Source organism: Aeromonas australiensis (assembly GCF_000819725.1).
In the GTDB taxonomy this organism is placed as follows: Bacteria; Pseudomonadota; Gammaproteobacteria; order Enterobacterales; family Aeromonadaceae; genus Aeromonas; species Aeromonas australiensis.
Genome location: NZ_CDDH01000090.1, coordinates 15,552 through 41,425, shown reverse-complemented (window position 1 = coordinate 41,425; position 25,874 = coordinate 15,552). Strand labels below are relative to the sequence as shown.

The 25,874-nt window shown below is 59.8% G+C and carries 28 protein-coding genes; 15 read left to right on the top strand and 13 right to left on the bottom strand.

The features are described 5' to 3' along the window. Nucleotides 1-37: 37 nt before the first annotated feature. Complete coding sequence (locus BN1117_RS16050; protein ID WP_040098994.1) at nt 38-865, bottom strand: type 2 periplasmic-binding domain-containing protein; 828 nt, start codon at nt 863-865, stop codon at nt 38-40. 144 nt (nt 866-1,009) lie between these two features. On the opposite strand from BN1117_RS16050, the gene BN1117_RS16045 reads away from it, so the two are divergent. Continuing rightward, nucleotides 1,010-2,230, top strand: coding sequence for a DEAD/DEAH box helicase (locus BN1117_RS16045; RefSeq protein ID WP_040098993.1), 1,221 nt, complete (start codon nt 1,010-1,012; stop codon nt 2,228-2,230). Between the two features lie 2 nt (nt 2,231-2,232). On the opposite strand, the gene BN1117_RS16040 is transcribed toward BN1117_RS16045, so the two are convergent. The 3 genes from BN1117_RS16040 to BN1117_RS16030 all read right to left on the bottom strand — a co-directional run bounded on the left by BN1117_RS16040 (nt 2,233) and on the right by BN1117_RS16030 (nt 5,356). Beyond that, nucleotides 2,233-3,018, bottom strand: coding sequence for a hypothetical protein (locus BN1117_RS16040; protein WP_040098991.1), 786 nt, complete (start codon nt 3,016-3,018; stop codon nt 2,233-2,235). Continuing rightward, nucleotides 3,015-4,331 carry a sphingomyelin phosphodiesterase gene (locus BN1117_RS16035; protein WP_040098989.1) on the bottom strand — a complete coding sequence of 439 codons (1,317 nt, stop codon included), beginning with the start codon at nt 4,329-4,331 and terminating at the stop codon, nt 3,015-3,017. The genes BN1117_RS16040 and BN1117_RS16035 overlap by 4 nt, the downstream gene beginning before the upstream one ends. A 194-nt stretch (nt 4,332-4,525) precedes the next feature. Next, on the bottom strand, nt 4,526-5,356 hold the full coding sequence (locus BN1117_RS16030) for a CPBP family intramembrane glutamic endopeptidase (protein WP_040098987.1): 831 nt from the start codon (nt 5,354-5,356) through the stop codon (nt 4,526-4,528). A 118-nt stretch (nt 5,357-5,474) separates the two neighbouring features. Here BN1117_RS16030 and BN1117_RS16025 point away from each other — a divergent pair, with 118 nt between their 5' ends. After that, entirely contained in the window at nt 5,475-6,215 is a 741-nt protein-coding gene (locus BN1117_RS16025) for a substrate-binding periplasmic protein (protein WP_040098986.1), read from the top strand. A 43-nt stretch (nt 6,216-6,258) separates the two neighbouring features. Here BN1117_RS16025 and BN1117_RS16020 read toward each other — a convergent pair whose 3' ends face one another. Both BN1117_RS16020 and BN1117_RS16015 read right to left on the bottom strand, forming a co-directional pair. Beyond that, nucleotides 6,259-6,555, bottom strand: coding sequence for a hypothetical protein (locus tag BN1117_RS16020; RefSeq protein ID WP_040098984.1), 297 nt, complete (start codon nt 6,553-6,555; stop codon nt 6,259-6,261). A gap of 65 nt (nt 6,556-6,620) precedes the next feature. Beyond that, a complete protein-coding gene (locus tag BN1117_RS16015) occupies nt 6,621-6,995 on the bottom strand; it encodes a YacL family protein (protein WP_040099000.1) in 375 nt (124 codons plus the stop codon). Nucleotides 6,996-7,203: 208 nt separating this feature from the next. Here BN1117_RS16015 and BN1117_RS16010 point away from each other — a divergent pair, with 208 nt between their 5' ends. The 7 genes from BN1117_RS16010 (at nt 7,204) to BN1117_RS15980 (ending at nt 14,628) form a co-directional block, all read left to right on the top strand. Then, entirely contained in the window at nt 7,204-8,319 is a 1,116-nt protein-coding gene (locus BN1117_RS16010) for a sugar diacid recognition domain-containing protein (protein WP_040098982.1), read from the top strand. 118 nt (nt 8,320-8,437) lie between these two features. Next, a complete protein-coding gene (locus BN1117_RS16005; RefSeq protein WP_040098980.1) occupies nt 8,438-9,697 on the top strand; it encodes a GntP family permease in 1,260 nt (419 codons plus the stop codon). Between the two features lie 9 nt (nt 9,698-9,706). Then, entirely contained in the window at nt 9,707-10,840 is a 1,134-nt protein-coding gene (locus tag BN1117_RS16000; protein WP_040098978.1) for a glycerate kinase, read from the top strand. Between the two features lie 232 nt (nt 10,841-11,072). After that, a complete protein-coding gene (locus tag BN1117_RS15995; RefSeq protein ID WP_040098977.1) occupies nt 11,073-11,636 on the top strand; it encodes an NnrU family protein in 564 nt (187 codons plus the stop codon). A 58-nt stretch (nt 11,637-11,694) separates the two neighbouring features. After that, the gene (locus BN1117_RS15990) at nt 11,695-12,231 is read left to right on the top strand and encodes a glutathione peroxidase (RefSeq protein ID WP_040098975.1); all 537 of its coding nucleotides are present in this window, start codon (nt 11,695-11,697) and stop codon (nt 12,229-12,231) included. A gap of 82 nt (nt 12,232-12,313) precedes the next feature. Next, on the top strand, nt 12,314-13,249 hold the full coding sequence (locus tag BN1117_RS15985) for a LysR family transcriptional regulator (RefSeq protein WP_040098999.1): 936 nt from the start codon (nt 12,314-12,316) through the stop codon (nt 13,247-13,249). 182 nt (nt 13,250-13,431) lie between these two features. Continuing rightward, a complete protein-coding gene (locus BN1117_RS15980; RefSeq protein ID WP_040098973.1) occupies nt 13,432-14,628 on the top strand; it encodes a NupC/NupG family nucleoside CNT transporter in 1,197 nt (398 codons plus the stop codon). Between the two features lie 102 nt (nt 14,629-14,730). Here the strand turns inward: BN1117_RS15980 and BN1117_RS15975 are convergent, their stop codons facing one another. The 5 genes from BN1117_RS15975 to BN1117_RS15955 form a co-directional block, all read right to left on the bottom strand. Beyond that, nucleotides 14,731-15,150 carry a DUF4426 domain-containing protein gene (locus BN1117_RS15975; protein WP_040098971.1) on the bottom strand — a complete coding sequence of 140 codons (420 nt, stop codon included), beginning with the start codon at nt 15,148-15,150 and terminating at the stop codon, nt 14,731-14,733. 43 nt (nt 15,151-15,193) lie between these two features. Beyond that, nucleotides 15,194-15,496: a DUF167 family protein YggU gene (gene yggU, locus BN1117_RS15970; protein ID WP_021230942.1), complete on the bottom strand. Its 303-nt coding sequence runs from the start codon at nt 15,494-15,496 to the stop codon at nt 15,194-15,196. After that, the gene (locus BN1117_RS15965; protein ID WP_040098969.1) at nt 15,496-16,047 is read right to left on the bottom strand and encodes a YggT family protein; all 552 of its coding nucleotides are present in this window, start codon (nt 16,045-16,047) and stop codon (nt 15,496-15,498) included. Before BN1117_RS15965 ends, yggU begins: the two co-directional genes overlap by 1 nt. Before the next feature lie 11 nt (nt 16,048-16,058). Then, nucleotides 16,059-16,883, bottom strand: a complete 825-nt coding sequence (gene proC, locus BN1117_RS15960) for a pyrroline-5-carboxylate reductase (RefSeq protein ID WP_040098967.1) — start codon at nt 16,881-16,883, stop codon at nt 16,059-16,061. Between the two features lie 142 nt (nt 16,884-17,025). Further along, on the bottom strand, nt 17,026-17,727 hold the full coding sequence (locus tag BN1117_RS15955; RefSeq protein ID WP_040098965.1) for a YggS family pyridoxal phosphate-dependent enzyme: 702 nt from the start codon (nt 17,725-17,727) through the stop codon (nt 17,026-17,028). Between the two features lie 39 nt (nt 17,728-17,766). On the opposite strand from BN1117_RS15955, the gene tapT reads away from it, so the two are divergent. From tapT to BN1117_RS15935, 4 genes are all read left to right on the top strand, one after another. Then, on the top strand, nt 17,767-18,801 hold the full coding sequence (gene tapT / locus BN1117_RS15950; protein ID WP_040098964.1) for a type IVa pilus ATPase TapT: 1,035 nt from the start codon (nt 17,767-17,769) through the stop codon (nt 18,799-18,801). 28 nt (nt 18,802-18,829) lie between these two features. Next, a complete protein-coding gene (gene tapU, locus BN1117_RS15945; protein WP_040098998.1) occupies nt 18,830-19,939 on the top strand; it encodes a type IVa pilus ATPase TapU in 1,110 nt (369 codons plus the stop codon). A gap of 47 nt (nt 19,940-19,986) precedes the next feature. Then, nucleotides 19,987-20,760: a peroxide stress protein YaaA gene (gene yaaA / locus BN1117_RS15940; protein ID WP_040098962.1), complete on the top strand. Its 774-nt coding sequence runs from the start codon at nt 19,987-19,989 to the stop codon at nt 20,758-20,760. A gap of 194 nt (nt 20,761-20,954) precedes the next feature. Then, a complete protein-coding gene (locus tag BN1117_RS15935; protein ID WP_040098961.1) occupies nt 20,955-21,380 on the top strand; it encodes a hypothetical protein in 426 nt (141 codons plus the stop codon). A gap of 360 nt (nt 21,381-21,740) precedes the next feature. Here the strand turns inward: BN1117_RS15935 and BN1117_RS15930 are convergent, their stop codons facing one another. Both BN1117_RS15930 and arfB read right to left on the bottom strand, forming a co-directional pair. Next, on the bottom strand, nt 21,741-22,232 hold the full coding sequence (locus BN1117_RS15930) for a methylated-DNA--[protein]-cysteine S-methyltransferase (protein ID WP_040098960.1): 492 nt from the start codon (nt 22,230-22,232) through the stop codon (nt 21,741-21,743). Nucleotides 22,233-22,272: 40 nt separating this feature from the next. After that, complete coding sequence (gene arfB, locus BN1117_RS15925; RefSeq protein WP_040098996.1) at nt 22,273-22,689, bottom strand: alternative ribosome rescue aminoacyl-tRNA hydrolase ArfB; 417 nt, start codon at nt 22,687-22,689, stop codon at nt 22,273-22,275. 439 nt (nt 22,690-23,128) lie between these two features. Here arfB and BN1117_RS15920 point away from each other — a divergent pair, with 439 nt between their 5' ends. Together BN1117_RS15920 and BN1117_RS15915 are read left to right on the top strand one after the other, a co-directional pair. Beyond that, the gene (locus BN1117_RS15920) at nt 23,129-24,136 is read left to right on the top strand and encodes a Fe(3+) ABC transporter substrate-binding protein (protein WP_156130020.1); all 1,008 of its coding nucleotides are present in this window, start codon (nt 23,129-23,131) and stop codon (nt 24,134-24,136) included. Nucleotides 24,137-24,175: 39 nt separating this feature from the next. Further along, complete coding sequence (locus BN1117_RS15915; RefSeq protein ID WP_040098958.1) at nt 24,176-25,801, top strand: ABC transporter permease; 1,626 nt, start codon at nt 24,176-24,178, stop codon at nt 25,799-25,801. Nucleotides 25,802-25,874: the final 73 nt, after the last annotated feature.

The window sequence follows — 25,874 nt, the reverse complement described above, 5'->3', positions numbered from 1 at the left end:
GCCGCGATGAACCTTTTTTTATGCGGGAATTGTCTGTTCAGGGTGTTGCGGGCGGGGTAGTCGCCGGTTCAGCCTTGGTGGGTGGGGAGGGTTGCCACTCCACATAGGGGCGGTGGATCTTCTCGTAGATCTCGGTCAATTTGCCGGTGGCGGCCAGCTGATCGATGGCTTGGCGGAGAAATTCGTCCATCTCATCACCAGCAGCCCCTTTCTGGATGATGAAGACATCCTCGAAATCACCGAAAAATTCTCGCCTGATATTGGTCAGCCCCAGCTGCTTGAGCATCAGGTCGGCCTCCTCTTGCGCCCAGACAAAGGCGTCGATACGGCCGCGTGAGAGCTTGCGCAGTGACTGCTCGATACTCATCGAGCGCTGCACCGGGAAGGGCATATAGTCGGGAACCGCCTCGATCAGCAGATCCCGTTTGGTGGGCACTATGCCGTAGGCCATATCCGTGGTGACTGGATAACTGGTATTGCTGTAAATCACATGGGCAACCTTGCCAAAACTGCGGGTGCTGAAGCGATAAGCCAGCATATCGATATCCTTGAGGTTGCGGATGGCGGGCAGCCCCAGATCAGCCTTGCCGGAGCTCACCCCAGCCATGGCACGGGCGATGGGGTAGATGGTGATCTTGATGGTTACATCGGGGTAGAGGTCATCGATGGCGTGCACCAGATCGACAAAGGGGCCTGTCTTGTCGGCATTGATCAGCCCTGGCAGCTCGCCAAGGTGGGCATTGAGGATGCGCATCGGTTTAGGCGGCTCGGGGGCAGCGTCGTTCTCCGGAGTCTGCGACAGGCCGAGGGTGGCGCTGCCGAGCAGGGTGACCACGAGCAGCAGAAGGGGGATGTGTCTGGTCATGGCGAGTCTCTCTTGGTGATGGTTCAGCTAAAGTGTAGTCAGCCCGTCGTCAGCGCCCCTTGGCCAAACCATCATGGATAGGGTTTTACTTCTCGGCCCCTGCTCACTAGACTTCGCCTCCCACTTCTTTGTTGACGTAGCGCCATGACCTTTAGCGAACTTGCCCTTCATCCTGCTCTGCTTGCCTCTTTGCCCGCCACCTTGCAGACGCCGACCCGCATCCAGCAGCTGGCCATTCCGGCTGCGCTGGCGGGGCAGGATCTGCTGGCGCTGGCCCAGACCGGCAGCGGCAAGACGCTGGCGTTTGGCTTGCCGCTGCTGCAACGACTGGATCCCGCCTCCAGTCAGGTGCAGGGTCTGGTGCTGGTGCCAACTCGCGAGCTGGCGATTCAGGTCACTGCCGCGCTAAAAGAGGGTGCCGAGGCGCTGGGGCTGCGCATCGTGACGCTGTGTGGGGGTGTTGCGCAGGAGCGGCAACAGGCCGAGCTGGCGCAGGGGCCACAGCTGCTGGTCGCCACGCCGGGGCGGTTGCGGGATCTGCTGACCCAGCAACTGCTGGGGCTGGATGGTTTGCAACTACTGGTACTGGATGAGGCGGATCGCCTGCTGGAGATGGGCTTTGCCCCCGACATCAAGGCGCTGCTCGGCTTTATTCCGGCGGATCGCCAGACCCTGCTCTTCTCCGCCACCTTGCCTGCCGAGCTGGAGGCGCTGGCCAACGGCCTGCTGCGCGAGCCAACCCGTATCGAGGCAACCCCCCTCAACAGCGTGGTGAACGAGATCGAAGAGCGGCTCTATCTGGTCAACAAGAGCAGCAAGGTCCCGGCGCTCATCAGCTTGCTCAAGGAGCAGGCATGGCCGCAGGTGCTGGTCTTTATCAGTGCGCGGGATGATGCCGACGGGGTTGCCAGAAAGCTTGCCAAGGCGGGCATTGCGGTGGCCGCCCTCCATAGCGAGAAGGAGCAGGCGGTGCGCGAGCAGGCGCTCGGCGATTTCAAAGAGGGAAAAATTCGGGTGCTGGTAGCCACCGACCTGATGGCGCGCGGCATCCATGTTGAGGCACTGCCGGTGGTGATCAATCTGGACTTGCCCGCCAGCGCCCCTGTTTACGTACACCGCATCGGTCGTACCGCCCGGGCTGGCCGCGAGGGCTTGGCCATCTCGCTGGTTTGTCATGGCGAGAGTGACATACTGCAAGCTATCCGCACTCTGACCGGCCGCGAGCTGCCGTTGGGCGAGCTGGCGGGCTTCCCGGTCACCGACCAGCCTGCCAGCGGGATGGGCAAGCGCCCCCCGCGTGACAAGCAGGCCAATCGCCGCACTCAGGCCAAACGCAGCGTCAAGCAGTTCAAGGGCAAGCGCTGACCTCAGGGTTTGCCTTGCTCCCGCGCGAAGAAGTCACGACGCCACTGGCTCAACACCTCCTCCTTGTGTTGTTGCCATAGCGCAGGCTCCATCTGCTGTTGGCTGGCCGCCAGTTGCTGTTCCAGCTCGGCCAGCTCTCGCTGGTAGCGGCTGCGTTGATCCAGCTGCTGCTGGCGCGCTCCGGCAAACGCCAGCGTGGCTTCGACTTTCTCTGCGGGTAGGAAGTGGCGGGCCAGGGTGGCCAGCTCCTCATCTCCCCACAGCTGACGAGCTTGCTGCAGGCGGGCATCCGGGTTGAACAGCTCGCCTGCCAGATCCGGATGATCCGCCGCCCACCGATCCTGCAAGCGGCTGAGGGCGTCCAGCCGCTCGGCCAGCGGTAACTGCTCGTTCTCTTGCGCCAACTGATCCAGCGCCAGGGCATAGCGCCCCTGTAGCCGGATCAGACTCTCACCCTCGCTCAGCCACCCGGCCTCTGTTGCTTCCAGATTGCTCACACGCTGCGCCAGCGGCAACTCGCTGTCGCTGATCTCGCTGGCAAGCTGGTTGATCAGTTCATCCGGCATCGCCTGCCAGCTGCTGGGCACTTCTTTGCTTTTGCCATCCACCCCCTCAGCGCTTGGCATGCGGGGAGGCGGGCTCCCCGGTTCTGCTGGCAACTGCACATCGGTCAGAGAGGGCGTCTCCGACCGTTCTGGCGATATCGGAGACGGCTCTTCCTGCCAGCCCAGATTCACCAGCAAAAGGGTCAGGATAGCCAGCGCCAGTATCCCGTAACGGCGAGTCATTGGCTGATCTCTCCCTTGACCGGGAAGTGGTCTGAGAGGTTGCTGGCGGGCCAGAGGCTGCCATCGCTACTGCGCGGGATCCAGACCGTGTTGAGGTTGTGGCTGGCGCTGCCGTATTCCCGGCTTACTACCAGATAGTCCAGATACTCGACATTGGCGCCACCGGAGAGCGGGCCACCGGCATAGGGGTTGACCCTGGGGTCGAAGGTGGCTTCTGTGTAGCCGCCATAGGCGGGTTCATGGGCGTTCAGATTGGTCAGCATATTGGCGTAGTCATCGGCAAACTTGCGCTTGTTGACGTTGAAGTCGCCGCCGTAGATGACGGTATCCGTGGTCGGGATCTTGAGGCTGGCAGCCAGAGTGCGGATCTGGCCGAACTGGATCTGGCGCAGCTTGCGTGCCTCGTCAGTGTCGAAGCTGGCGGTGTGGGTAGCGAACAGGTGCCACGCCTTGCCCCCCTTGATCACCTCGGCGTACATCACTCCCTTGTCGGCGAAGCAGTCGGTGCCGGTGCATTGGGGATAGACCAGCTGTGCCTCCCGCACTATGGGATAGCGACTGACGATCACCACGCCGCCGTCATGAATGTTGACCCCGGGCTTGTCGAGCACCTTGGTCTGATAGGGATACTCTTTCGCCAGCGCCTGCAAAAAGCCCTCGCGGCGGCCATCGAATACCTCTTGCAAAAGCAGGGCGTCATAGCCCTTGAGATAATCAGGTAGCAGGGCCAACCGCTCGCCGATGCTGGAGGCGATGACCGGCAGCGCCCAGACGTTGTAGCTGGCCACCTTGAGCCTGTTTTCTGCCGGTTCCGGCTGCTCCCGTTTTTGGGGGGGCGTGATCATATAGTGCAGATCGTCGTAACGGCCGGTGAACTTGGCGGCAAAGGCCAGCTCTTGTGGCCCCGCAACGCGGTGGATCGCCCGATCGCGTTGCCAGCCGGATGCGCTGGTCGGCGTCTCGCCACCGTGCTGCAAGGTGGTGTTCCACCAGGTTCCCTCCATCAGCTGATTGAGCCGATAGACGTCGCCACCCGCTGTGGTCACGCGGGTTTCGAACAGATAGCGCTTGCCCGCCTTTACCCCCTCATAGCGATTAAAGCTGAGTACCATGGCGCTCTCCCACGGGCCCAGCTCGGTGCGGTGCTGGCTCCACTGACTGCCGGGTTGCAGCTGGCCGCTGCCGCTTTGGCTGATGTCGATCTGGAGCGGTTCAGGACTGTTGTTGGTGAGGTAGACATCGGTATCGGCCAGTGCCAGTTGCGGGAACTGGCTGACCAGCAGCAGGGCGGCATAGCTGAGGGTTTTCTGCATCACAGGATCCTTTTGGTTGCAGGGCAATGGAAAGTGACTGTTATGGCGAATGCAGAGGTCAGATTGTTTATATTTTTGTTACAAGTAAATGAATTGGTTTTGCTTGGCGCTTTGTGGAGGTGTAAAGCGAGCGAGGCAGCACGCTTAAACTGTGAGTGGGATCGAGAGGCGCCCGTGTAGGGCGCTTTCAGGGGTTAGCGGTGGGCCAGCGGATAGGTAAACAGCGCCAGATGGGCAAAGTTGAAGGCGAAGTGGATCAAGATGACCACAGAGAGCCGCCCGCTGAGCTGGAATGCCAGGCCGTAGCAGCAGCCTGTCAGGGTTGCAAACAGCGCCAGTAGTGGCCCACCAGCCAGATGACCAGCACCGAACAGGGTGGCAGCCACAACGATGGCAACCGCCGTGTGATAGCGCTTGGCAAGCGCTTGCTGAATCACACCGCGAAACAGCGCCTCCTCCGCCACACAGGTAAACAACAGATTGTTTATTGCAAACAACCACCACCAATGGGGCAGACCCACTTCAGGTTTCAGTGCTCCCAACTGCCAGGCTAGTACCAGCAAAGCCCCGAGTGGTAGCAACAACAACCCCAGCGGTCGCCAGCGAATAGCACCACTGCCGCCGAGCAGCGTCGGCCAGGCCAGCAGCAAGCCAAAAAAGAGCAGCGGCTTGTCGAGGTTCAGATACATGTTGAACGGCACGCTGGCGGGGCCTGCCAGCGCCTGATCCAGCACCTTGAGATTATTGAAGCCGGGGATCAGGTGCAGGGTCAGCGCAATCGCCCAGAGGATCAGCACCACTCTGGCCGCCATCGCCCAGCGGGAGGGGAGGGTTGGCGTACGCCATGCCAGCAGTAATCCTGCGACCGAGATAAACAGGGCCGGTGGAGTAATTCGGTCAAGCCAGAGCGCCAGCAGCAGGGAGAGTCCCAGCAGGGCAAAGGCCGGAGGACGCTGCCGAAACAGGGCAAACAGTACGGCGAGTGCCAGCACTCCCCAGATGAGTGAGTCAGGTAGGGGTAACATCGGAACCTCTATTGATAAATAGAGCGCACCTTAACAAGGGGGCCCGGTGAGAACAACTTGTCGGATTGGTTTGGGCGGCTTCTCTATACTAATTGACAGGGTGTAAGGAGAGGTCCCTATGAGGCAATTTAGCTGGTTGTTGTGTTGCTGCTGGTGTGGCTGGCTACAGGCCGCCCCCTTGCTGCTGGTGACCGGTGAGTTCACCCCCTATACCGGCAAGGCACTGCCTGAAGGCGGCGAGAGCACCCGGCTGGTAACAACCCTGCTGCAAGAGGCCGGGTATTCTGAACTCAAGGTCGACTACCTGCCCTGGCCCCGGGCTTATCAGTTGACGCTGCAGGGGGGGGCTGCCGCGACGTTTCCTTATGCCTGGACTGCGGAGCGTGCCAAGCTCTTCTATTACAGCGCCCCCATCCATATCGATCGCCTCTCCTGGTTTACCTTCAAGGGGAGTGATGCGGTGCTGGATGGTCGCTGGCAGGGGCTGCGAGTCTGCATTCCGGAAGGGTGGAGCACTAGCCATGCCGATATGGCGATCGCGCGTTTCAATATGTCGTTGCAGCAGCCAAAAAGTCTGGAGCAGTGTCTGAAACTGTTGGAACGCCAGCGGGTGGATCTGCTGCCGATGAACGAGACAGTGGTGGCCGATGCCAGCATGAAGGTGTTCGGAGACCCGCACTATTTGCAGGTTTTGCCCTATTTTCGCCAGAACGACACTTTTTACCTGATTATTTCCCGTCACTATCCCGGGGGGCGTGAACTGCTGGACAAGTTCAATGAGGCCCTTGCGGCGGTGCGCGCCAGCGGCCGTTATGAACAGTTGGTGCCCAGAGTCGATGCCAAAGCGACACGCAAATAGAAAGCCGGAGCAGTGGCTCCGGCTTTTCTCTATTCAGGGGGGATTAGCGACCTGATTCGGCAATCACGCGGGCGATGATATCGGCGCGCTTGCCGGCTTCCAGTTCGCCTAGGGCGATCAGGCCAGCCTTGAAGATGACGTTCTTCGGCAGGCTGACATCGTCCAGCGTGGCGATCGCTTCAACGTGCATGCCGTTCAGACGGCTGGCATCGCGCGGGCTCAGGTTGACCTGAGTGTTCAGCACCTGCTTGCCTTTCTTCTTGGCAGGTGCAGCCGCTTTCTTGGTGGACTCCTGTTCTTCGTCTTCCGGCAGTTCGTCATCAAAATCGTAAATAGACATAGTCAATCCTGTTGGTTTGGATGGTCGACCGCAGTGGCCGACCAGAATAAGCGAAACGGGGTCAATCAGCCCATATCCTCGTTACGGATAAAGGCGCGCCAGGAGATGAGCACCTGGGCAAAATCTTCCAGCCCGCACATGGCCAGCTGTTCATCATCGTAGTAGGCGAGATCATCGAGATCCTCATCCAGCTCGATATTGAGGGCGTTGGCTTTCACCTCCGCCTCTTCATGGGTCAGCAACAGGGAGTAGTCACCCCCGTTGAGCCGGTACTCGGTGCGACTCCGGCTGGAGAGCTGATCGATGATGGCAAAGAGTTCATCGATCTTCTCCTCATCCTTGCCCACTTCATCGATCAGCCACTGACCGATGGCTTCATGGCCCATGGAGAAGCGGGCGCGATAACCACCGAACGGGTCGCGGCGAAATTCATAATCCATAGCACAGTCCAGAGCGGAGGGATGGGCCATCACGGGCAGGCGGGCGCAGCACGCAATTCCTGCTCCATGGCGGGGCACACATCGGGTAAAGTGGCCTATTCTAGCGATCCCCCTCTCGCTTGTCTTGATGATGTGGCATCTTTGCGCCCATGCGCCCTGAATCAGCCCGTAGTGGCGCAGCCAGATCAGCCCCTTGTCCGGAGATGTTATGCAGCTAAACGATAACCTTGCCCGCCAGATTGTTGCACGGGCGATGAAGATCCTCTCCTTTTCGGTCAACGTGATGGACCAACATGGCCTCATTATTGCGTCCGGCAATCCGGAGCGGATCCATCAGCGCCATGAAGGGGCCGTGCTGGCATTGACCGAAAACAGGGTGGTGGAGATCAGCGAAGCGACTGCCCGCGAGCTCAAGGGGGTGCGACCCGGCATCAATTTGCCCATCTCCTATCAGGGGGAGCTGATCGGGGTGATCGGTATCTCCGGCGATCCGGATATCGTGCGTGCTTACGCCGAGCTGGTGCGGATGACCGCCGAGCTGATCCTGGAGCAGGCGGCGCTCACCGAGCAGTTGCAGTGGGACAAGCGCCACAAGGAGGAGCTGGTGTTGCAGCTCATTCGGGGCGAGGGGCGAGTCGATCAATTGCAGCAGGCGGCCCGCTTTCTAGGGCTGGAGTTGGCCCAGCCTCGGGTGGTGGCCGTGCTGGCGCTGGAGGAGGCCGACCCTGCGCGGTTGCGGGAGCTGGTCCATCAGCTGGAGAACCCGGAGCGGGACAATCTGGTCGCCATCAACGGGCTCGACGAGATAGTGGTGCTCAAACCGGCGCAATTGAGTGATGGCGTCTGGCAATCGGCGCAGGAGCGCAGCCGGATCAAGCAGCTGCTGGCGCGCATTCCCCACTTCAAGGTACGTATCGCGGTGGGCGATTACTTCGCCGGGATAGACGGGCTGGCGCGCTCTTACCAGACGGCGCGGGATACATTGCGCCGTGGCATGCGGCAGGCGCCGCGCAAGCAGGTCTACTTCTTCGAGGACTACCGTTTGCCGGTGCTGCTGGGTAGTCTGGCGGACTCATGGCAGGCGGATCAGCTGCGCACACCGCTGCAGAAACTGGCCCGGGAAGATGGCAAGGGGGCGCTGCAGAAGACCCTGCGCCACTATTTCTTGCAGGATTGTGATCTGCATCGCTGTGCCGAAGCCCTGTTCATTCACCCCAATACCCTGCGCTATCGGCTGGGGCGGATAGAGCAGATAACCGGGTTGAATTTCAACAAGTTAGACGACAAATTCTTGCTCTATCTCGGCCTTAATCTCGACTTGTGATTGTTCAAACAGACAAATAAACCCTATTCGATGATGTAATATTTAGCCATTTGGCCAAAGCATTCTGATTGCAGATCTCCATAATGGCGGCCACTCACTCCCATTGAAGGTGTCCGTCATGATCCCGGTTACAGCCCTTGGCGCCATCGCGGCGCTCTCCATCGCCATCATCCTCATTTTGAAGAAGGTGCCACCCGCTTACGGCATGATCGTGGGTGCCCTGGCCGGTGGCCTGATTGGCGGTGCCGATCTGACCGAGACCGTCGCCCTGATGATCGGCGGCGCCCAAGGGATCACCACAGCTGTGATGCGGATCCTGGCGGCTGGCGTGCTGGCGGGCGTGCTGATCGAATCGGGCGCGGCCACCACCATCGCCGAGACCATCGTCAAGAAACTCGGTGAAACCCGCGCCCTGCTGGCGCTGGCGCTGGCAACCCTGATCCTGACTGCGGTCGGCGTATTCGTGGATGTGGCCGTTATCACGGTTGCGCCCATCGCGCTGGCCATCGCCCGCCGTGCCGACCTCTCCAAGGCGGCCATCCTGCTGGCCATGGTTGGCGGCGGCAAGGCGGGTAACGTCATGTCCCCCAACCCTAACGCCATTGCCGCGGCTGATGCCTTCCATCTTCCCCTCACCTCTGTGATGGCGGCGGGTATCATCCCGGGTCTGTTCGGTCTGGTGATGGCCTACTGGTTGGCCAAGCGGCTGAACAACAAGGGCAGCAAGGTTGCCGCTGATGAGGTGGTGAGCTTTGCCGGTGCCAAGTTGCCGGGCTTTGCCGCCGCCATCAGTGCACCGCTGGTCGCCATCCTGCTGCTGGCTCTGCGCCCGGTTGCCGGTATCGTGGTGGATCCGCTGATTGCACTGCCCCTCGGTGGTCTGGTCGGCGCCCTGATGATGGGTAAATTCCGCAAGGTGAACCAGTTTGCGGTCTCCGGCCTCGCCCGCATGGCGCCGGTCGCCATCATGCTGCTGGGCACCGGAACCCTGGCGGGCATCATCGCCAACTCCGGCCTGAAAGATGTGCTGATCAGCGGCCTGACCGCCTCCGGTCTGCCCTCCTACCTGCTGGCGCCTATCTCAGGTGCTTTGATGTCGCTGGCGACCGCCTCGACCACCGCCGGTACCGTGGTGGCCTCCAACGTCTTCAGCTCCACCCTGATTGAACTGGGGATCAGCAGTCTGGCCGGGGCGGCGATGATCCATGCCGGTGCTACCGTGTTTGACCACATGCCCCACGGCTCCTTCTTCCACGCCACCGATGGCAGCGTCCACATGGGGGTGGGTGAGCGCCTGAAACTTATCCCATACGAAACCGCAGTCGGTCTGACCATTGCCACTGTCTCCACCCTGATGTTTGGCGTATTGGCCCTTTAAGGAATTGATATGAAAATTGTTATTGCCCCCGATTCATTCAAGGAGAGTCTGAGCGCCATGGCGGTGGCTGATGCCATCGAGGCCGGTTTCAAGCAGGTGTTGCCAAACGCCACCTACGTCAAATTGCCGATGGCCGATGGCGGCGAGGGCACGGTGCAATCCCTGGTCGATGCTACCGGTGGCCGCATCCTGCCGGTCGAAGTGACCGCGCCGCTCGGCAACAAGGTGCAGGGCTTCGTCGGCCTGCTGGGTGATGGCGAGCGCGCCGTCATCGAGATGGCCGCCGCTTCCGGCATCCATCTGGTGGCGCCCGAGCAGCGCAATCCGCTGCTCACCTCCAGCTTCGGTACCGGCGAGCTGATCCTGGCCGCACTGGAGATGGGGGTGAAGCACCTCATTCTCGGTATTGGTGGCAGCGCCACCAATGACGGCGGTGCCGGCATGATCCAGGCGCTCGGCGGAAAGTTGCTCAAAGCCGATGGATCTGCCATCGAGTTGGGTGGCGCGGGTCTCGGTGAGCTCGCGACTATCGACTTGAGCGGTCTGGATCCACGTTTGAGCAATCTGGTGATCGAGGTGGCGTGTGATGTGGATAACCCGCTCTGTGGCCCGAAAGGTGCCTCTGCGGTGTTTGGCCCGCAGAAGGGGGCGACCCCCGAGATGGTTGTCGAACTGGATGCCCATCTTGCCCACTACGCTGACTGCATCGAACAGGCCCTTGGCTGCCGGGTGAAGGATATTCCGGGGGCGGGTGCCGCCGGTGGCATGGGGGCCGCGCTGGTCGGTCTGCTTGGTGCCGAGCTCAAGCCCGGCATCCAGATCGTGATTGAAGCGCTGAAGCTGGCGGAGGAAGTGGCCGATGCGGATCTGGTCATTACCGGTGAAGGGCGCATCGACAGCCAGACCATTCACGGTAAGACGCCAATCGGTGTCGCACGCTGCGCCAAGCAGTTTGGCAAGCCGGTGATCGGGATCTCCGGTTGCCTGACCGATGATTGTGGCGTGGTGCATGAGCACGGGCTCGATGCGGTATTTGCCGTGGTCAACCGCGCCATGTCTCTGCCGGAGGCGCTGGCGAGCGCCAGCACCAACATTCAACTCACTGCGCGCAACGTAGCTGCACTCTATCAGCTCAAGGGCTGATCCTGTTCGGCCGATGCGCCCCATCGGCCACTCAATATCCCCGTTTGGGGCATCTCCTATCCCGCGAGATGTTTGACTGCCCTGGCACTTATTTGCCGATCCATCGTGATCGGCTCTTTTCTTTCTCTACCTTGGTCTTGCCACGCCTGTGGCGCCATGGGCCCACGCGGTTTTGATAGGTGCATCTCTCCCTTTGCGGCATAGTGGTCGAACCAAGTACAAGGAGAGACCCATGTTCCTGCTGACCCTGGGAGTTACGCTGTTTACCCTGATCCATCTCTACCCCTGTTTTGCGGTGGATCATCGGGCGCGGCTGCGCGAGCGGCTGGGTGAGAATCGCTACAAGGGGCTCTTCTCTTTACTGGTATTTGTCGCCATCGCCTGCATCATTGCCGGCTGGCGCTCGGCCAACCCGCTGCCGCTCTACCTCCTGCCGGATTGGGGGCCCATGACCATGACGGTGATGATGCCCTTTGCGCTGATCCTCTTCTTCTCCGGCCAGGGGCCCAACCATCTGCGCCGTTGGCTGGTGCATCCCCAACTGCTCGGTACCCTGCTCTGGGCGGTGGCCCATCTGCTGGTTAATAGCGAGGCGCGATCTCTGGTGCTGTTTGGCGGCATCGGGCTCTGGGCGCTGGTAAGCATCATCTGGATTTCGGTGCGGGACTGGCAGAGATATCCGCGGCCCGAGGCCAACTGGACCGGCACCGCTATCAGTGTCGGGGCTGGGTTGGCGGCTACGGCGCTGCTGATCTTCTGGGGCCACGGCTGGCTGACCGGTATTCCCCTGCATTGAGAGTGAACTGCGGCTCTGGTAACCGCGTATGATGGACAAAACACAAGGAGTCTTGGCGATGAAATGGTTCACTCTGTTGCTGTTATTGGGGGTTGGTTCGGCCTCTGCGGCGTGCCCCGATTATTTCAATGTGGAGATGCGGGAGCTAAACAACACCCAACGCCACAACCTCTGTCAGCTGACCGAGGGCAAGGTGGTGCTGGTGGTCAATACCGCCTCCTACTGCGGCTACAGCGGCCAGTTTCGCGATCTGGAGAAGCTGTACCAGAGCTACAAGGATAAAGGACTGATTATTCTGGGCTTCCCCTCCAACGACTTCTGGCAGGAGGCGGGCAACGAGACCAAGACCGCCGAGGTGTGCCGCCGCGACTACGGGGTGACCTTCCCGATGTTTAACCGGGTAGCGGTGCGGGGCTCCGATGCAGTACCACTGTTCAAGGGGCTGGCTGCAGCCGCTGACGGGGATGCGCCAAATTGGAACTTCCACAAGTATCTGGTGGGGCGTGATGGCAAGCTGATCGCCAGCTACGGTGCCAACCAGAATCCGGCTGACGATCCCCTCAAATTGCAGATCACCCGGGCGTTGGGGCACTGACCCTACCCCTTGGCGGGCGGCTCTGGAATAATGGGGACCCGCCACTCAATCCGGTTATCTTGTGCTGCAACGTCTGCCCCAAATGGTGATCTTCGATGCGCTGGTACGCGAGCAGGGGATCTCTGCCGCCGCCCGTCGCCTCGGGGTATCAAAATCTCATATCAGCAAGCAACTGGCGCTGCTGGAGACCTCTCTCGGCGCCCAGCTGGTGCAGCGCACCACCCGCCGCTTCGCCCTGACCGAGCTGGGTCAGGAGTATGCACGTCACTGCCATGCGCTGGTGGCGGTAGCACAGGAGGCGGACTCCATGATCGCCGAGCGGCGCGGCAAGGTGAGCGGCGTGCTGCATCTAGGGGTGGGCCAATCATTTGGCCGCCTGCATGTGATTCCCCACCTCAAGGCGTTTCAGGACTGTTATCCCGAGCTGGAGCTGGAAGTATCGCTGTTTGACCACAAGAGCACGCTGGTGGACGAAGGGCTGGATCTCTGGATCACCACCTACGAAGAGAAGCCTGAAGGATTGGTGGGGCAGCGGCTGGCCGACATCGGCTTCGTGGTGGCGGCCTCGCCGGATTACCTGCTGAGCCACGGCACTCCGCTCCATCCCAAGGATCTGGCCCAGCATAACTGCATCACCTACCAGAGCCGGGAGCGACGCTATCACCAATGGGCATTTCGCCAGGGCAAGGAGCGCCAGACGGTTCAGGTAGCGGGCAACTATCGGGTCGATATGGCGGAAGCTGTGCGGGATGCGGCACTGGCCGGGCTTGGTATCGCCTATATCGCCAACTACCTGCTGGACAACGAGTTGCAAAGTGGGCAGCTGATCCCGCTGTTGCCTGACTGGCGCCCTAATCAGCAGATGGCGGTGCACGCGGTTTACGCCAGGCGCGAACATCTGGATCCCAAGATCCGTCTCTTCATCGATTTCCTCAAGGCCCGCTTTGGCCCAGAACCCTATTGGGAGCAACGACTGGCGCCCTGGATTGGCGGTCGATTGTCCGGAATTGAAGAATGATTGTTTTCATATAGAAACGGTTACTTTCCACTGATACTAAAATTGAGTCAAATCAGCCAGTTGCCGCAACCGATATCGTGCAAACGTTTTTGCTAACAGGCTTGTAACCAAGTGGACTTGCAGTGATGGGGTGAGAGGCGCAGAATCCGCGCCCATCTTTTGCCCCACCTGATGGAGTCCCTATGATTGCCCTGCTCGGCATCCTGAGTATCCTGGCGCTTGCCGTCATCTGCTCTGATAATCGTCGTCGTATCCCACTGCGAACAGTTGGCCTCGCCCTCTGTCTGCAAGTCCTGTTTGCCGCACTGGTACTCTGGCTGCCAGCTGGCCAGCAGGTGCTGAACGGTGTGAGTGAAAGCGTCAGCAGCGTGATCGGTTATGGTCAGGAGGGGATCGCCTTCCTGTTCGGTGATCTGGCCAAGTTCAAGCTGGGCTTCATCTTTGCCTTCAATGTGTTGCCGGTCATCATCTTCTTCTCTGCGGTGATCGCCATTCTCTATCACATCGGCATCATGCCACGGGTGATTGCCCTGCTGGGCGGTTGCCTGCAAAAGCTATTGGGCACCGGCCGTGCCGAGAGCCTCTCCGCGACCGCCAACATCTTCGTTGGCATGGTGGAAGCGCCGCTGGTGGTCAAACCCTACCTCTCCAAAATGTCTGACTCCCAGTTCTTTGCGGTGATGAGTTGTGGTCTCGCCTCCGTTGCCGGTGGCACCCTGGTGGGCTATGCCAGCCTGGGGGTTGAACTGAAATACCTGATTGCAGCTGCGTTTATGTCAGCCCCTGCCGGCCTGGCGATGGCCAAGATCCTGGTTCCACCTGCTGCAGAAGATGTCGATCACTGTCAGGATGTGGAGATCCCCCGGGCTACCAACGTGATCGAAGCGGCGGCCGATGGCGCCATGTCCGGCCTAAATATCGCGGTAGCGGTCGGTGCCACCCTGCTGGCTTTCGTCGGGGTGATCGCCATGCTCAATGGCCTGCTCGGTTGGGCTGGCGGTCTGGTAGGACTGGATCTGAGCTTCCAGATCATTCTGGGTTGGCTGTTTGCCCCCGTTTCATGGCTGATCGGTGTGCCCTGGGAGCAGGCGCAAGCCGCTGGCGCCCTGATCGGCACCAAGATCGTGGTCAACGAGTTCGTCGCCTTTATCGGTCTGGTGCAGGATCAGACCCTGAGCGAGTCAAGCAAGGCCATCGTGACCTTCGCCCTGTGCGGCTTTGCCAACATCTCCTCGATGGCGATCCTGATCGGCGGTCTGGGCTCCATGGTACCGGAGCGCAAATCCTTCATCGCCCGTTACGGCATGCGCGCCATTCTCTCCGGCGTGCTGGCGAACCTGATGAGCGCCTGTCTGGCCGGTCTGTTCCTCGCCCTGTAACCGCAGCGGTACGGAATAGATGTAACAAGGGCGCCCTGATGGCGCCCTTGTCATATGGATAAAATGAAGCCCCCGACCAAGGTCGGGGCTTCTTGCGGGTGCTTAGTCGACGTAGAAGGTCTGCTGGAAGGTGAGGTTCTGCTGCTGCCCGCCGCCCATGATCTTCAGGGTGAACTGATAGGTATCTTCGTTGCGGTAGGGGAGGGTCGCCAGATAGTAGATGGCATCCCCCTCTTTTACCTCCTGAAAGTTCAGGGTGCGGATGGTACCGGTCAGGTTCTTGGCCTCACCGGTGATCCCCACGGCTTGCGCCACTTTCTGCTTGTCCTGTACCGCGATATTGATGATGGCGTTGTAGCGGCTGCGCTCCAGTCCATAGGACTTGGCGACCTCGGGGGTGAGGAAGCTGGAGTTGAAGGCGTTGTAATGCACCCGCCAGGGCCCCAGCTCCTTCATCTGTTCTGCCTTGAGCGGCAGGGTCATCAGCAGTGCCAGCAGGCCACTCATCCAGGCTGTTTTCATCTGTCATCCCTCTCATATCTACGGTTGGCGCAGGCCGATTCATTCAGCCTTGCGTGTCATTCAGCAGTGCGCTCACTTCTTGCGGCAACTGTTTGGGGCTGTCGATGGCGACGGTTTTGTGTCGCCCCAGCTCGCCCCGCACTATGGTGACCTGACCCTTGGCCACCTTGAACTGCTTGGCCAGAAACTTGATCAGATGGCTGTTGGCCTGGCCATCGACCGGTGGCGCCGTGATGGCCACTTTCAGCTCTTCACCGTGTAATCCGATGATCTGATCCCGACTCGCCTTGGGCTGGATCACCAGATGCAATACCAGTTCATCCCCTTGTTGCAGGACGGCTGGCATCAAATCATCCACCACAGCTGGCCAAACAGGTCCCCCAGCAGGTAGTTGATAGCTTGCAGGCCAATAAAGGCGACCAGCACCGAGAGATCCAGTCCACCCAACGCCGGCAGTACGCGGCGGATAGGGGCGAGGAATGGTTCGGTCAGCTGATGCATCACGTATTCGATGGGGTTGCGACCCTGGCTAACCCAGCTCAGGATGGCGCGGATCAGCAGGATCCAGAAGATCATCGAACCCGCTTTCTTCAGCACGGTCAGGGCGGCAAACAGGCTGATGCTGAGCCAGTCAGCCAGCAACACGTTCATGCTCTTGAGCAACGCCAGCTTGGCGAAGGCGATGGCCAGCGCCAGCACTACGGAGGCGAGATCGATACCGCCAAAGCCCGGGATCACGCGGCGCAGCGGGATCACCAGCGGATTGGTCAGCTTGACCACCATCTGACTCATCGGGTTGTAGAAGTCGGCACGGGCCCACTGCAACCAGACGCGCAGCAGGATCACCATCAGGTAGAGATCGAAAACGGTGTTAATCAGAAAGTAAGCAGTGTTCATCTGGGCTCCTGTTAGAAGAGGGTTTCCATTTCGGTGGCACGAGTGACGGCCGCCTGCATGGCTTGCGCAGTCAGCGGCATCAGCCCCTGCTGCTGGAAGGTCTTGATGGCTTCGGCTGTGGTGCCGCCCTTGCTGGTCACCTGCTCACGCAGGGTTTGCAGCGCCAGCTCGGGATTTTGCTCCACCATGGCGGCTGCACCGAGGGCGGTTTGTTGAACCAGCTGGCGTGCCTGCTCGGGCGAGAAGCCCATCGCTTCGGCCTCTTCGGCGATGGCCTGCATAAAGAGGAAGAAGTAGGCCGGAGCACTGCCCGCCGCGGCGATGACGCCGTTGATGCCAGACTCTTGATCTACCCAGAGGGTCTTGCCGACCGCCTGCATCATCTGCTCGGCAAAGTCGCGATCAGCGGCGGCAATATGTTCAGGCGCATAGAGACCGGTCATCCCCAGACCCAGCAGCGCCGGGGTATTGGGCATGGTGCGGATGATGCGATGGTGGCCACCGGCCATCTCGCCGAGGCGCGCCACCTTGATACCGGCCGCGATGGAGATAAGCAGCTTGCCCTCAAGGGAGCCCAGTTCAGCCACCAGCGCCGCCAGCATACCAGCCATCAGCTGCGGTTTGACCGCCAGCACGATCACTTCGGCATCGCGGGCCGCCTCGGCATTACTCTGGGTGATGCGAATGCCGTAGTCGCTCGCCAGTGCCTCCAGCTTGGGCAGACTGGGGTTGGCGGCAGTGATCTGCCCGGCGGGGTAGCCCGCCTTGACCAGTCCGGCGATGATGCTGCGGCTCATGTTGCCCGCGCCGATAAAGGCCAGCGTTCTATGCTGCATCAGATGCTCCTGTTGCACATGGGGTCGCGGCGGGGTTGGCGCTGCCTGCACCACCTGACGCCAGAATTCGGTGTTCCATCAAACGCTCCTGTTGATGAAGTCGCGGCAAGAGGCGGACGTATGGGTTATCCGCTGGCCTTGCCTATGAGTAGTCACGGGCGCCGAAGATGGCGGTGCCGACCCGCACCATGGTGCTGCCATGGGCGATCGCCAGTTCGAGGTCTTCGGTCATGCCCATCGAGAGGGTATCCACCGTGGGGTATTGTCGCGCAAGCTCGGTGAACAGAGTCTGCATACGGGTCATTTGGGCGGCCAGTACGCTCTCGTCACTGGTGTGCTCGGGAATGGCCATCAGTCCCCGCAGCACCAGTCGTTCACTTTGGGAGACCAGCTCGGCAAGGCGGAAAATCTCTTGTTCCGACGTTCCGGATTTGCTGCTCTCTCCGCTAATATTGATTTGCAGACAAACATTTAGCGGTGCCATGCTGGCGGGGCGCTGGTTGTTGAGGCGGTCGATGAGCTTGTCCCGATCCACGCTCTGCACCCAGTCAAACCGTTCGGCGACCAGTTTGGATTTGTTCGATTGCAAAGGGCCGATAAAGTGCCACTCTATGTCGCTATATTCCGGCTGCTGGCGCAAGGTATCGATCTTGGCCGCTGCTTCCTGAGCGTAGGATTCGCCAAAGCAGCGCTGACCTGAGGCATGGGCGGCCATGATGGCCTCGACCGGCTTGGTCTTGCTCACGGCCAGCAGGCGGATCTGCTGCAGGTTGCGGCTCGCCCGTTCGGCGGCCTGGGCAATACGTTCCTTTACCTGAAACAGGTGCTGGGCAATCTGGTTCATGTTTCGTTAGTGATCTTGTGATGGGAGAATGACAAGTCTATGGATATCACAGAGTTATTGGCTTTCAGTGTAAAGCATAAAGCCTCGGATCTACACCTCTCGGCCGGGGTTCCCCCGATGATCAGGGTTGATGGTGAGGTTCGCAAGATCAATTTGCCCGCCCTGGAACACCGGGAAGTGCATGCCCTTATTTACGACATCATGAACGACCATCAGCGCAAGGAGCTGGAGGAGAACTTCGAGGTCGACTTCTCGTTCGAGGTGCCCAATCTGGCCCGTTTCCGGGTCAACGCCTTCCAGCAGGCGCGCGGCTCGGGGGCGGTCTTTCGGACCATCCCCAGCACGGTATTGACTCTGGAGGATCTCGATGCGCCGGAAATATTCCGCAAGATCTCCGAGTTCCCACGGGGTTTAGTGCTAGTGACCGGCCCGACCGGTTCTGGTAAATCGACCACCCTGGCGGCCATGGTCAACTACATCAACGAAAACTTCCATCACCACATTCTCACCATCGAAGACCCTATCGAATTCGTTCACGAGAACAAACGCTGTCTGGTGAACCAGCGGGAAGTGCACCGGGATACCAAGAGCTTCAGCAATGCCCTGCGCTCGGCACTGCGGGAAGACCCGGACATCATACTGGTGGGCGAGATGCGTGACCTCGAGACCATTCGTCTGGCCATGACCGCCGCCGAAACCGGCCATCTGGTATTTGGCACCCTGCACACCTCGTCGGCGGCCAAGACTATCGACCGTATCATCGACGTCTTCCCTGGCGCGGAGAAAGACATGGTGCGCTCCATGCTCTCCGAGTCACTACGGGCAGTCATCTCCCAAACCCTGCTCAAGCGCATCGGCGGCGGTCGGGTGGCGGCTCACGAGATCATGATGGGCATTCCGGCGGTGCGTAACCTGATCCGGGAGGACAAGATTGCCCAGCTCTACTCGGTGATCCAGACCGGGATGACCCACGGTATGCAGACCATGGATCAGAGTCTCAAGCAGCTGGTAAGTCGCGGCGTGGTGGCATCCCTCGATGCCAAGGCCAAGGCCGTCGATCCCAACAGCATTTAAGCGACTCGCACCCAGGGAGGGATAGATGATGAATCTGGATGATCTGCTGAGCGAGCTGGTCGAGCGCAAGGGATCGGATCTGTTTGTGACGGTGGGCTCGCCGCCCACCCTCAAGGTGAATGGCCATCTGGTGTCGCTAGGAGGTGAGGCGCTCGACAAGAAGGGGGCGCTGACGCTGGTCAGGGATACCCTCAGCAGCGATCACTTCGAGCGTTATATCCGCACCAAGGAGGCCAACTACGCGATCTATCGCGAAGCGCTGGGCCGTTTTCGGGTCAGTGCCTTCTGGCAGCAGGAGCTGCCCGGCATGGTGATACGGCGGATCGAGACCCGCATTCCCACCTTTGAAGATCTGCAGCTACCCAAGATCCTGCAAGAGGTGGCGATGGCCAAGCGGGGGCTGGTGCTGTTTGTCGGCGCCACCGGGGCGGGTAAATCGACTACCCAGGCGGCGATGATCGGCTATCGCAACCAGCATGCCGATGGTCATATTCTGACGGTGGAAGATCCGGTGGAGTTCGTCCATCAGCATGGTCGCAGTCTGGTGACCCAGCGCGAGGTGGGGATCGACACCGAGTCGTTCGATGTGGCGCTGAAAAGCTCGCTGCGTCAGGCGCCGGACGTGATCCTGATCGGTGAGATCCGAAGTCAGGAGACCATGGAGTTTGCCCTGCAGTTCGCCGAGACGGGACACCTTTGTCTCGCCACTTTGCATGCCAACAATGCCAACCAGGCGCTGGATCGCATCCTCCATCTGGTGCCGCAAGACAAACACCGCCAGTTCCTGTTCGATCTCTCTTTCAACCTCAAGGCCATCGTCGCCCAGCAGCTGGTGCCAAGCATGGATGGCAAGCGACGCTTTGCTGCGTTCGAGATCCTGCTCAATACCCCGCTTGTCACAGACATCATCCGCAAGGGAGAGATGCATCGCCTCAAGGAGGTGATGACCAAATCCACCGAGCTGGGTATGCAGACCTTCGATCAAGCGCTCTTCAGCCTGTTCTGCGCCGGCCAGATTGGCTACAGTGAGGCCCTCGCCCACGCCGACTCGGCCAACGACCTGCGACTGCTGATCAAGCTTTCCGGTCGCGAACGGCTCGGTACCGGCACGCTGGACAATGTGACGCTGGATGAATGAATCATGGGGCCGCTCTGCCGTTCGGCCCCTCGCCATAAAGGAACGTTATGCTGATTGTGGTTTCCCCGGCCAAAACGCTGGATTACGAGTCACCGCTGGTGACCCCCCGCTTTACCCAGCCCGAGCTGCTGGATCACTCTGCCGAACTGATTAACCGGGCTCGTCAACTGAGCCCGGATCAGATTGCCACTCTGATGAAGATCAGCGACAAACTGGCAGGTCTCAATGCCGCCAGGTTTGCCGAGTGGCAGCCGGATTTCACCCCCGCCAACGCCCGTCAGGCACTGCTGGCCTTCAAGGGAGATGTTTACACCGGCTTGGCAGTGGAGGATTTTAGCGAGGCCGATTTTGACTTCGCTCAGGCGCACCTGCGAATGCTCTCCGGCCTCTACGGGGTGCTTCGCCCCCTTGACCTGATGATGCCCTACCGGCTAGAGATGGGGACCAAGCTCGACAATAGCCGCGGCAAGGATCTCTACCAGTTCTGGGGTGAGGTAATCACTCACCACCTCAACGATGCGTTGGCCGCCCAGGGGGATGAGGTACTGATCAATCTGGCCTCCGACGAGTATTTCAAGGCGGTACGACCAAAGAGCCTGCAAGGGCGGATCGTCACACCGGTGTTCAAGGATGAGAAGAATGGCCAGTTCAAGATCATCAGCTTCTACGCCAAGAAGGCGCGCGGCATGATGGCCAGACATATCATCAAGCACCGTCTGACCGAGGTGGAGCAGTTGACCGGTTTCAACGCTGAGGGCTACTACTTCGTACCGGAAGAGTCGGACGCCAATACCCTGATGTTTAAACGCGCCGAAAATTAGTTACAAAAAGAGGGAACCAATCTTTCGACCCACGGGTCTCAATATGTGAATCCTCTGTTGTAAGCACTTTTTATTCGCCGACGTTTGATACGTCGGCTTTTTTATTCCAGTTTTTCTTCTCCATCGATTGCCTTCGCCGGGACTATATGGTTCAGATAGACTCAAGACAGGGAGCGAGTCGTCGCGAGGTGAATATGGAACAGAAAAATGCCATTCGGCAGGTTGCCGTCCCTTGGGCTCCGTCCCGCCAGCTACCGCCCGGTCTGGTTGTGGCTGAGCTGCACCAGGATCTCTGGAGTGACTCCCTGACCATCATGCTGGGACGGGCACGCAGCATCGATCTCCCCCCACAAATCCTCTGCCGGGTTTACTTTCGCCATATCTATGCCCTGCGGGTCATCGAGGATTGCGATCTGGCCGAAGGAAAGGATAGCCACGCCATCGAAGAGCAGATCCAGCTCATCACCCCATCCCGCTTTGCCAGCTGGTTCCATCAGGAGTCGGACGGCCTGCATCTGGATGAAGATTTGCAGCACTACCGCATCTCGACCTGGGATTATTGCGCCGATGTGCTCACCTCCTCGGCGCCGGAACTGCAGTTCCTGCCCCAGAACGAGTAGCCAGCGGTCACGCCAGAGGCGAAGGAGAATCCTTCGCCTCTGTGCTTTTGGGTTGGCACAGAGCCTGTGGCACTCGGACCACCCAGCCAGAGGGTTGACTCGTTGTATTGGCACAAAAAAAGCGCCTCAGAGGAGGCGCGGGGAAAAGACAGATTGGAAGCGTCACATGGGTGCTACTTGAATCAGCGAATGAGCCGTGCCATTCAAGTATGGCGCCATCATGCCAAGCTCAATCTGAAGTAGTTCTGAGGCGATTCTTCATTTTCTGTTCATCTTGTCAGCAAAGCGTGGCCACTGACCGAAAGCCTTTTCATTCTGGTCGCTATTTTGTCACATCCTTCTCCATGGGCTCTCATCGTCTCATGGGGCCAGCTCGAATGTTGTGCCTGTCTGTTCCCGTGCCAGCAACCAGCGCTTGATGGAAATGCCGCCAGCATAGCCGGTCAGATCGCCGCTGCGTCCGATCACCCGATGGCAGGGCACTATGATGCTCAGCGGATTGCGGCCATTGGCAGCCCCCACCGCCCGCACCGCCTTGGGATTGCCGATAACCTGGGCAATCTCGAGATAGCTGACGGTCGCGCCATAGGGGATATCGCACAACGCGTTCCACACCGTTTGCTGAAACGGGGTGCCCTTCGCTGCCATGGGCAGGTCGAACTGCTGCAACTTGCCGGCAAAATAGGCGGTGAACTGGGCGAGATAGGGGGCCAGCGCCTTGTCATCCCGTTGCCAGTCAGCTTGCGGCATGACGGGCCGCTCCCCGCACATGAACTCCACGTGGCGCAAACCATCCTGATCGATGACGACCAGCAGGGGGCCGCGAGCGCTGTCGCAAAAACTGTATCTCATTGGCTGACCTCCTTGTGGATTAGCGGGAGTTGGAGGTGGCTCATTCCAGAACCGGCTTGCCGCGGGCGGATTTGATATCCCCTTTGCGTTTCTTGGCATCGACCCTTTTGCGCTGGGAGCTGCGGGTCGGCTTGGTGGCATGACGAGCCTTGGGGCGCCAGGCTGCTTTCTTCAGTAACTCTACCAGGCGGCTCATTGCCTCCTTGCGATTCATGTCCTGACTGCGATGACTCTCGACCCGGATCAGAATAAAGCCGTCATGTACCCGGCTGTCGCTCAGCTTGTCGAGCCCCTCCTTGTAGAGAGGCGTCAGACTGGGAGAGCTGCGGTAATCGAAGCGCAACCAGACTGCGGAGTCGGTTTTATTGACGTGCTGCCCACCGTTTCCCTGTGCCCGCATGGTCTGGAATTGCAGCTCATGCCAGGGCAGCGTGACGCTGTTGGAGATAACTAACATGCTGTTTTGCTCTTGTTTGGTGGATACCCGCTGCCACTGCAGCATGGTGCCTGATGATGGGACCCGCTGGCCAGTGATGTAGGGGCCTCAGGCAAGTGGCGCCGGCATTAAACTCTACTCATCTGAAATAAGACAATAAAAATACCAGCCACGGTCAGAATTTGGGGCGAACGGATGAGGCCGATTGAGGGCAATTCGATGATCCTGAAGATGACCACCACTGCTCATCACACCTCGTTACTGTCGCTCTGTATTATCGCCCCCCTAAGAGGTCAGAGTGCCATAAAGAGCTGAATGGGATTCCATCAGACCCCCTTTGTTTTTCAGCGATTAAATATGTGATGTGGCGATGCCATGCATTCTTGATCCGCTTATAAGATGTATGCAGAATGCAAACGGAAATCGTTATCACTCTGTATAGCTAATCAAGGAATGGATGATGAAAATGAAAATGTTGGCACTGGCTTTCTCTGCGTTGGTCGCTCAGTCGGCCTTGGCGGCCGGGGAAGTGAATGTCTACTCCAACCGGCAGGATGAGCTGATCAAGCCCATCATCCAGCAGTTCGAGAAGGAATCTGGCATCAAGGTGAACTTGGTGTTCGCCAAAGAGGGGTTGAACGAGCGTCTGGAACGGGAAGGCAAACTCTCTCCGGCCGACCTGATGCTGACCGTCGACATCAGCCGTCTGACCGACCTGGTAGACAAGGGGCTGGTGCAGCCGGTGGATAGCAAGATCCTGCAGGAGAACATCCCCGCCATCTATCGTGATCCGGAGAACCGCTGGTTCGCCCTGACCACCCGGGCGCGCGCCATCTACTCCAGCAAGGATCGCCTCGGCAAGTTGGACAACATCAGCTACGAAGATCTGGCCAAGCCGGAATACAAAGGGAAAATTTGTACCCGCAGTGGCAAGCATGAGTACAATGTGGCGCTGGTCTCCTCAATGATTGTCCATCACGGTATGGCAGAGACCAAAACCTGGCTGGAAGGGGTCAAGGCCAACCTGGCGCAGAAACCACAAGGGGGCGATCGGGATCAGGTCAAGGCAGTGAAAGATGGCATCTGTGACATTGCCCTTGGCAATAGTTACTATCTCGGCGCCATGTTGCAAGATCCGGCGCAAAAGCCCTGGGCGGATGCGGTCTATATCAACTTCCCAAACCAGGGTGATCGCGGTGCCCATGTCAACGTGAGCGGCGTGGCCATGACCAAGTATGCCAAGAACAAAGAAGCCGCTCAGAAGCTGATGGAGTTTCTGGCTGGCGACACTGCCCAGCACATGTACGCTGACGTGAATGCCGAATATCCGGTCAAGGCCGGGGTCGAGCCTTCCGCCATGGTCAAGTCCTGGGGCAATTTCAAGTCTGACCCGCTACCGATTAGCGATTATGCCAAGCACCGCAAGGATGCCTTGCAGTTGCTGGATGAAGTGAAGTTCGACTTGTAATCAGATGGGGCCAACGGCCCCATCAACATCTGTGGTCTCATGAAAAATTTTGGATGGATTACCGGTAGCTGGGCCATCGCCCTGCTGCTGGCTTTACCGGTTATTGCCCTGCTCTTCTCGGCCTTCTCGGCTGAGGGGGATCTGTTTCGCCACCTCGCCGATACCGTGCTGCTCGACTATCTGGGCAATACCTTGGGGCTGGTGGTCGGCGTGGTATTGCTTAGCCTGCTGTTTGGCGTACCCACCGCCTGGCTGGTGGCCATGTGTCAGGTGCCGGGGCGCCGTGCCCTGCAATGGGCCTTGATGCTGCCGATGGCGATGCCCTCGTATATCGTCGCCTACGTCTATACCGACTTGCTCGACTACTCGGGCCCGCTACAGGCCGGGCTGCGAGCACTCTTTGGCTGGCACAGTCCGGCCGATTACTGGTTTCCGGCCATTCGCACCCTTGGCGGCGCCGCCTGGGTACTGGCACTGGTGCTGTTCCCCTATGTCTATCTGCTGGCTCGTGCCTCTTTTCTGGAGCAGTCGGTCAGCCTGATCCACTCGAGCCGCCTGCTCGGCTGTACACCGTGGCAGAGCTTTCGCCGCCTCAGTCTGCCACTGGCGCGCCCGGCCATCATGGTGGCGGTATCGCTGGTGGCGATGGAGACCTTGGCCGACTTTGCCACCGTCCACTTCTTTGCCATCAACACCCTGACCACGGCGGTCTACGACACCTGGCTCGGCTATGGCAGTCTGGCCACCGCGGCGAAACTCTCCTGCCTGATGTTGCTGGCTGTGGTGCTGTTGATCGCGCTGGAGCGCCGCTCGCGCAGTCGGCAGCAGGTGTTCCAGAAGTCCATGGGCCATGAGCAGCCGCTACGTTATGCGCTGGCCGGCCCCGCCCGCTGGCTAGCTGCGATCTGGTGCTGGGGGCTGGTGCTGGCCGGTTTCGGCCTGCCGTTCGTCATCCTGCTCGATTACGGGGTACGCTACTTCGAGTTGTCGTGGACGCCGGAGTTTCTCCGCTTCGCCGGCAACAGTCTGCTCATCTCGACGCTGACCGCTCTGCTGGCGATGGGCATCGCCCTGCTGCTCGGCTTCTTCCGCCGCCTCGATGGCGGGATAAAGAGTCTGTTGCCCCTGCGCATCGCCGCCATGGGTTACGCCATGCCGGGCACAGTGCTCGCCATCGGGGTGCTGGTACCGCTCACCGCCCTCGACTTTGCCATCAATGATCTGGCTGAGTGGCTGGGGCGTCAGGGGCCGGGTCTGCTGCTGACCGGCACCATCACCGCCATCGTGTTCGGCTATCTGGTGCGCTTCGTCGCCATCGCCATCGGCTCGGTGGAGAGCAGTATGGGCAAGATCTCCCCCAGCCTCGACATGGCGGCCCGCTCCCTGGGGCAGGGAGATGGCGGCATGCTGCGCCGGGTTCATCTGCCGCTGGTGCGCCGTGGTCTGTTTGCCGGTGCCATGCTGGTATTCATCGAATCCATGAAGGAGTTGCCCGCCGCCCTGCTGCTGCGGCCGTTCAACTTCGATACCCTGGCGACCCATGTTTATCAGTTTGTTTCGGACGAGATGCTGGAGCGAGGCGCGCTGGGGGCCATTGTTATCGTGCTGGTGGGACTGTTGCCGCTGATCTGGGTCAACCGCAATCTGGACAGTGCAGGGCACTGAGTCGCCACCTCGGCTAATGAAATTGCACGCGGCCTGCTGAACCGAAAGGTTGCGCACCGCCAGAAACGAGAGG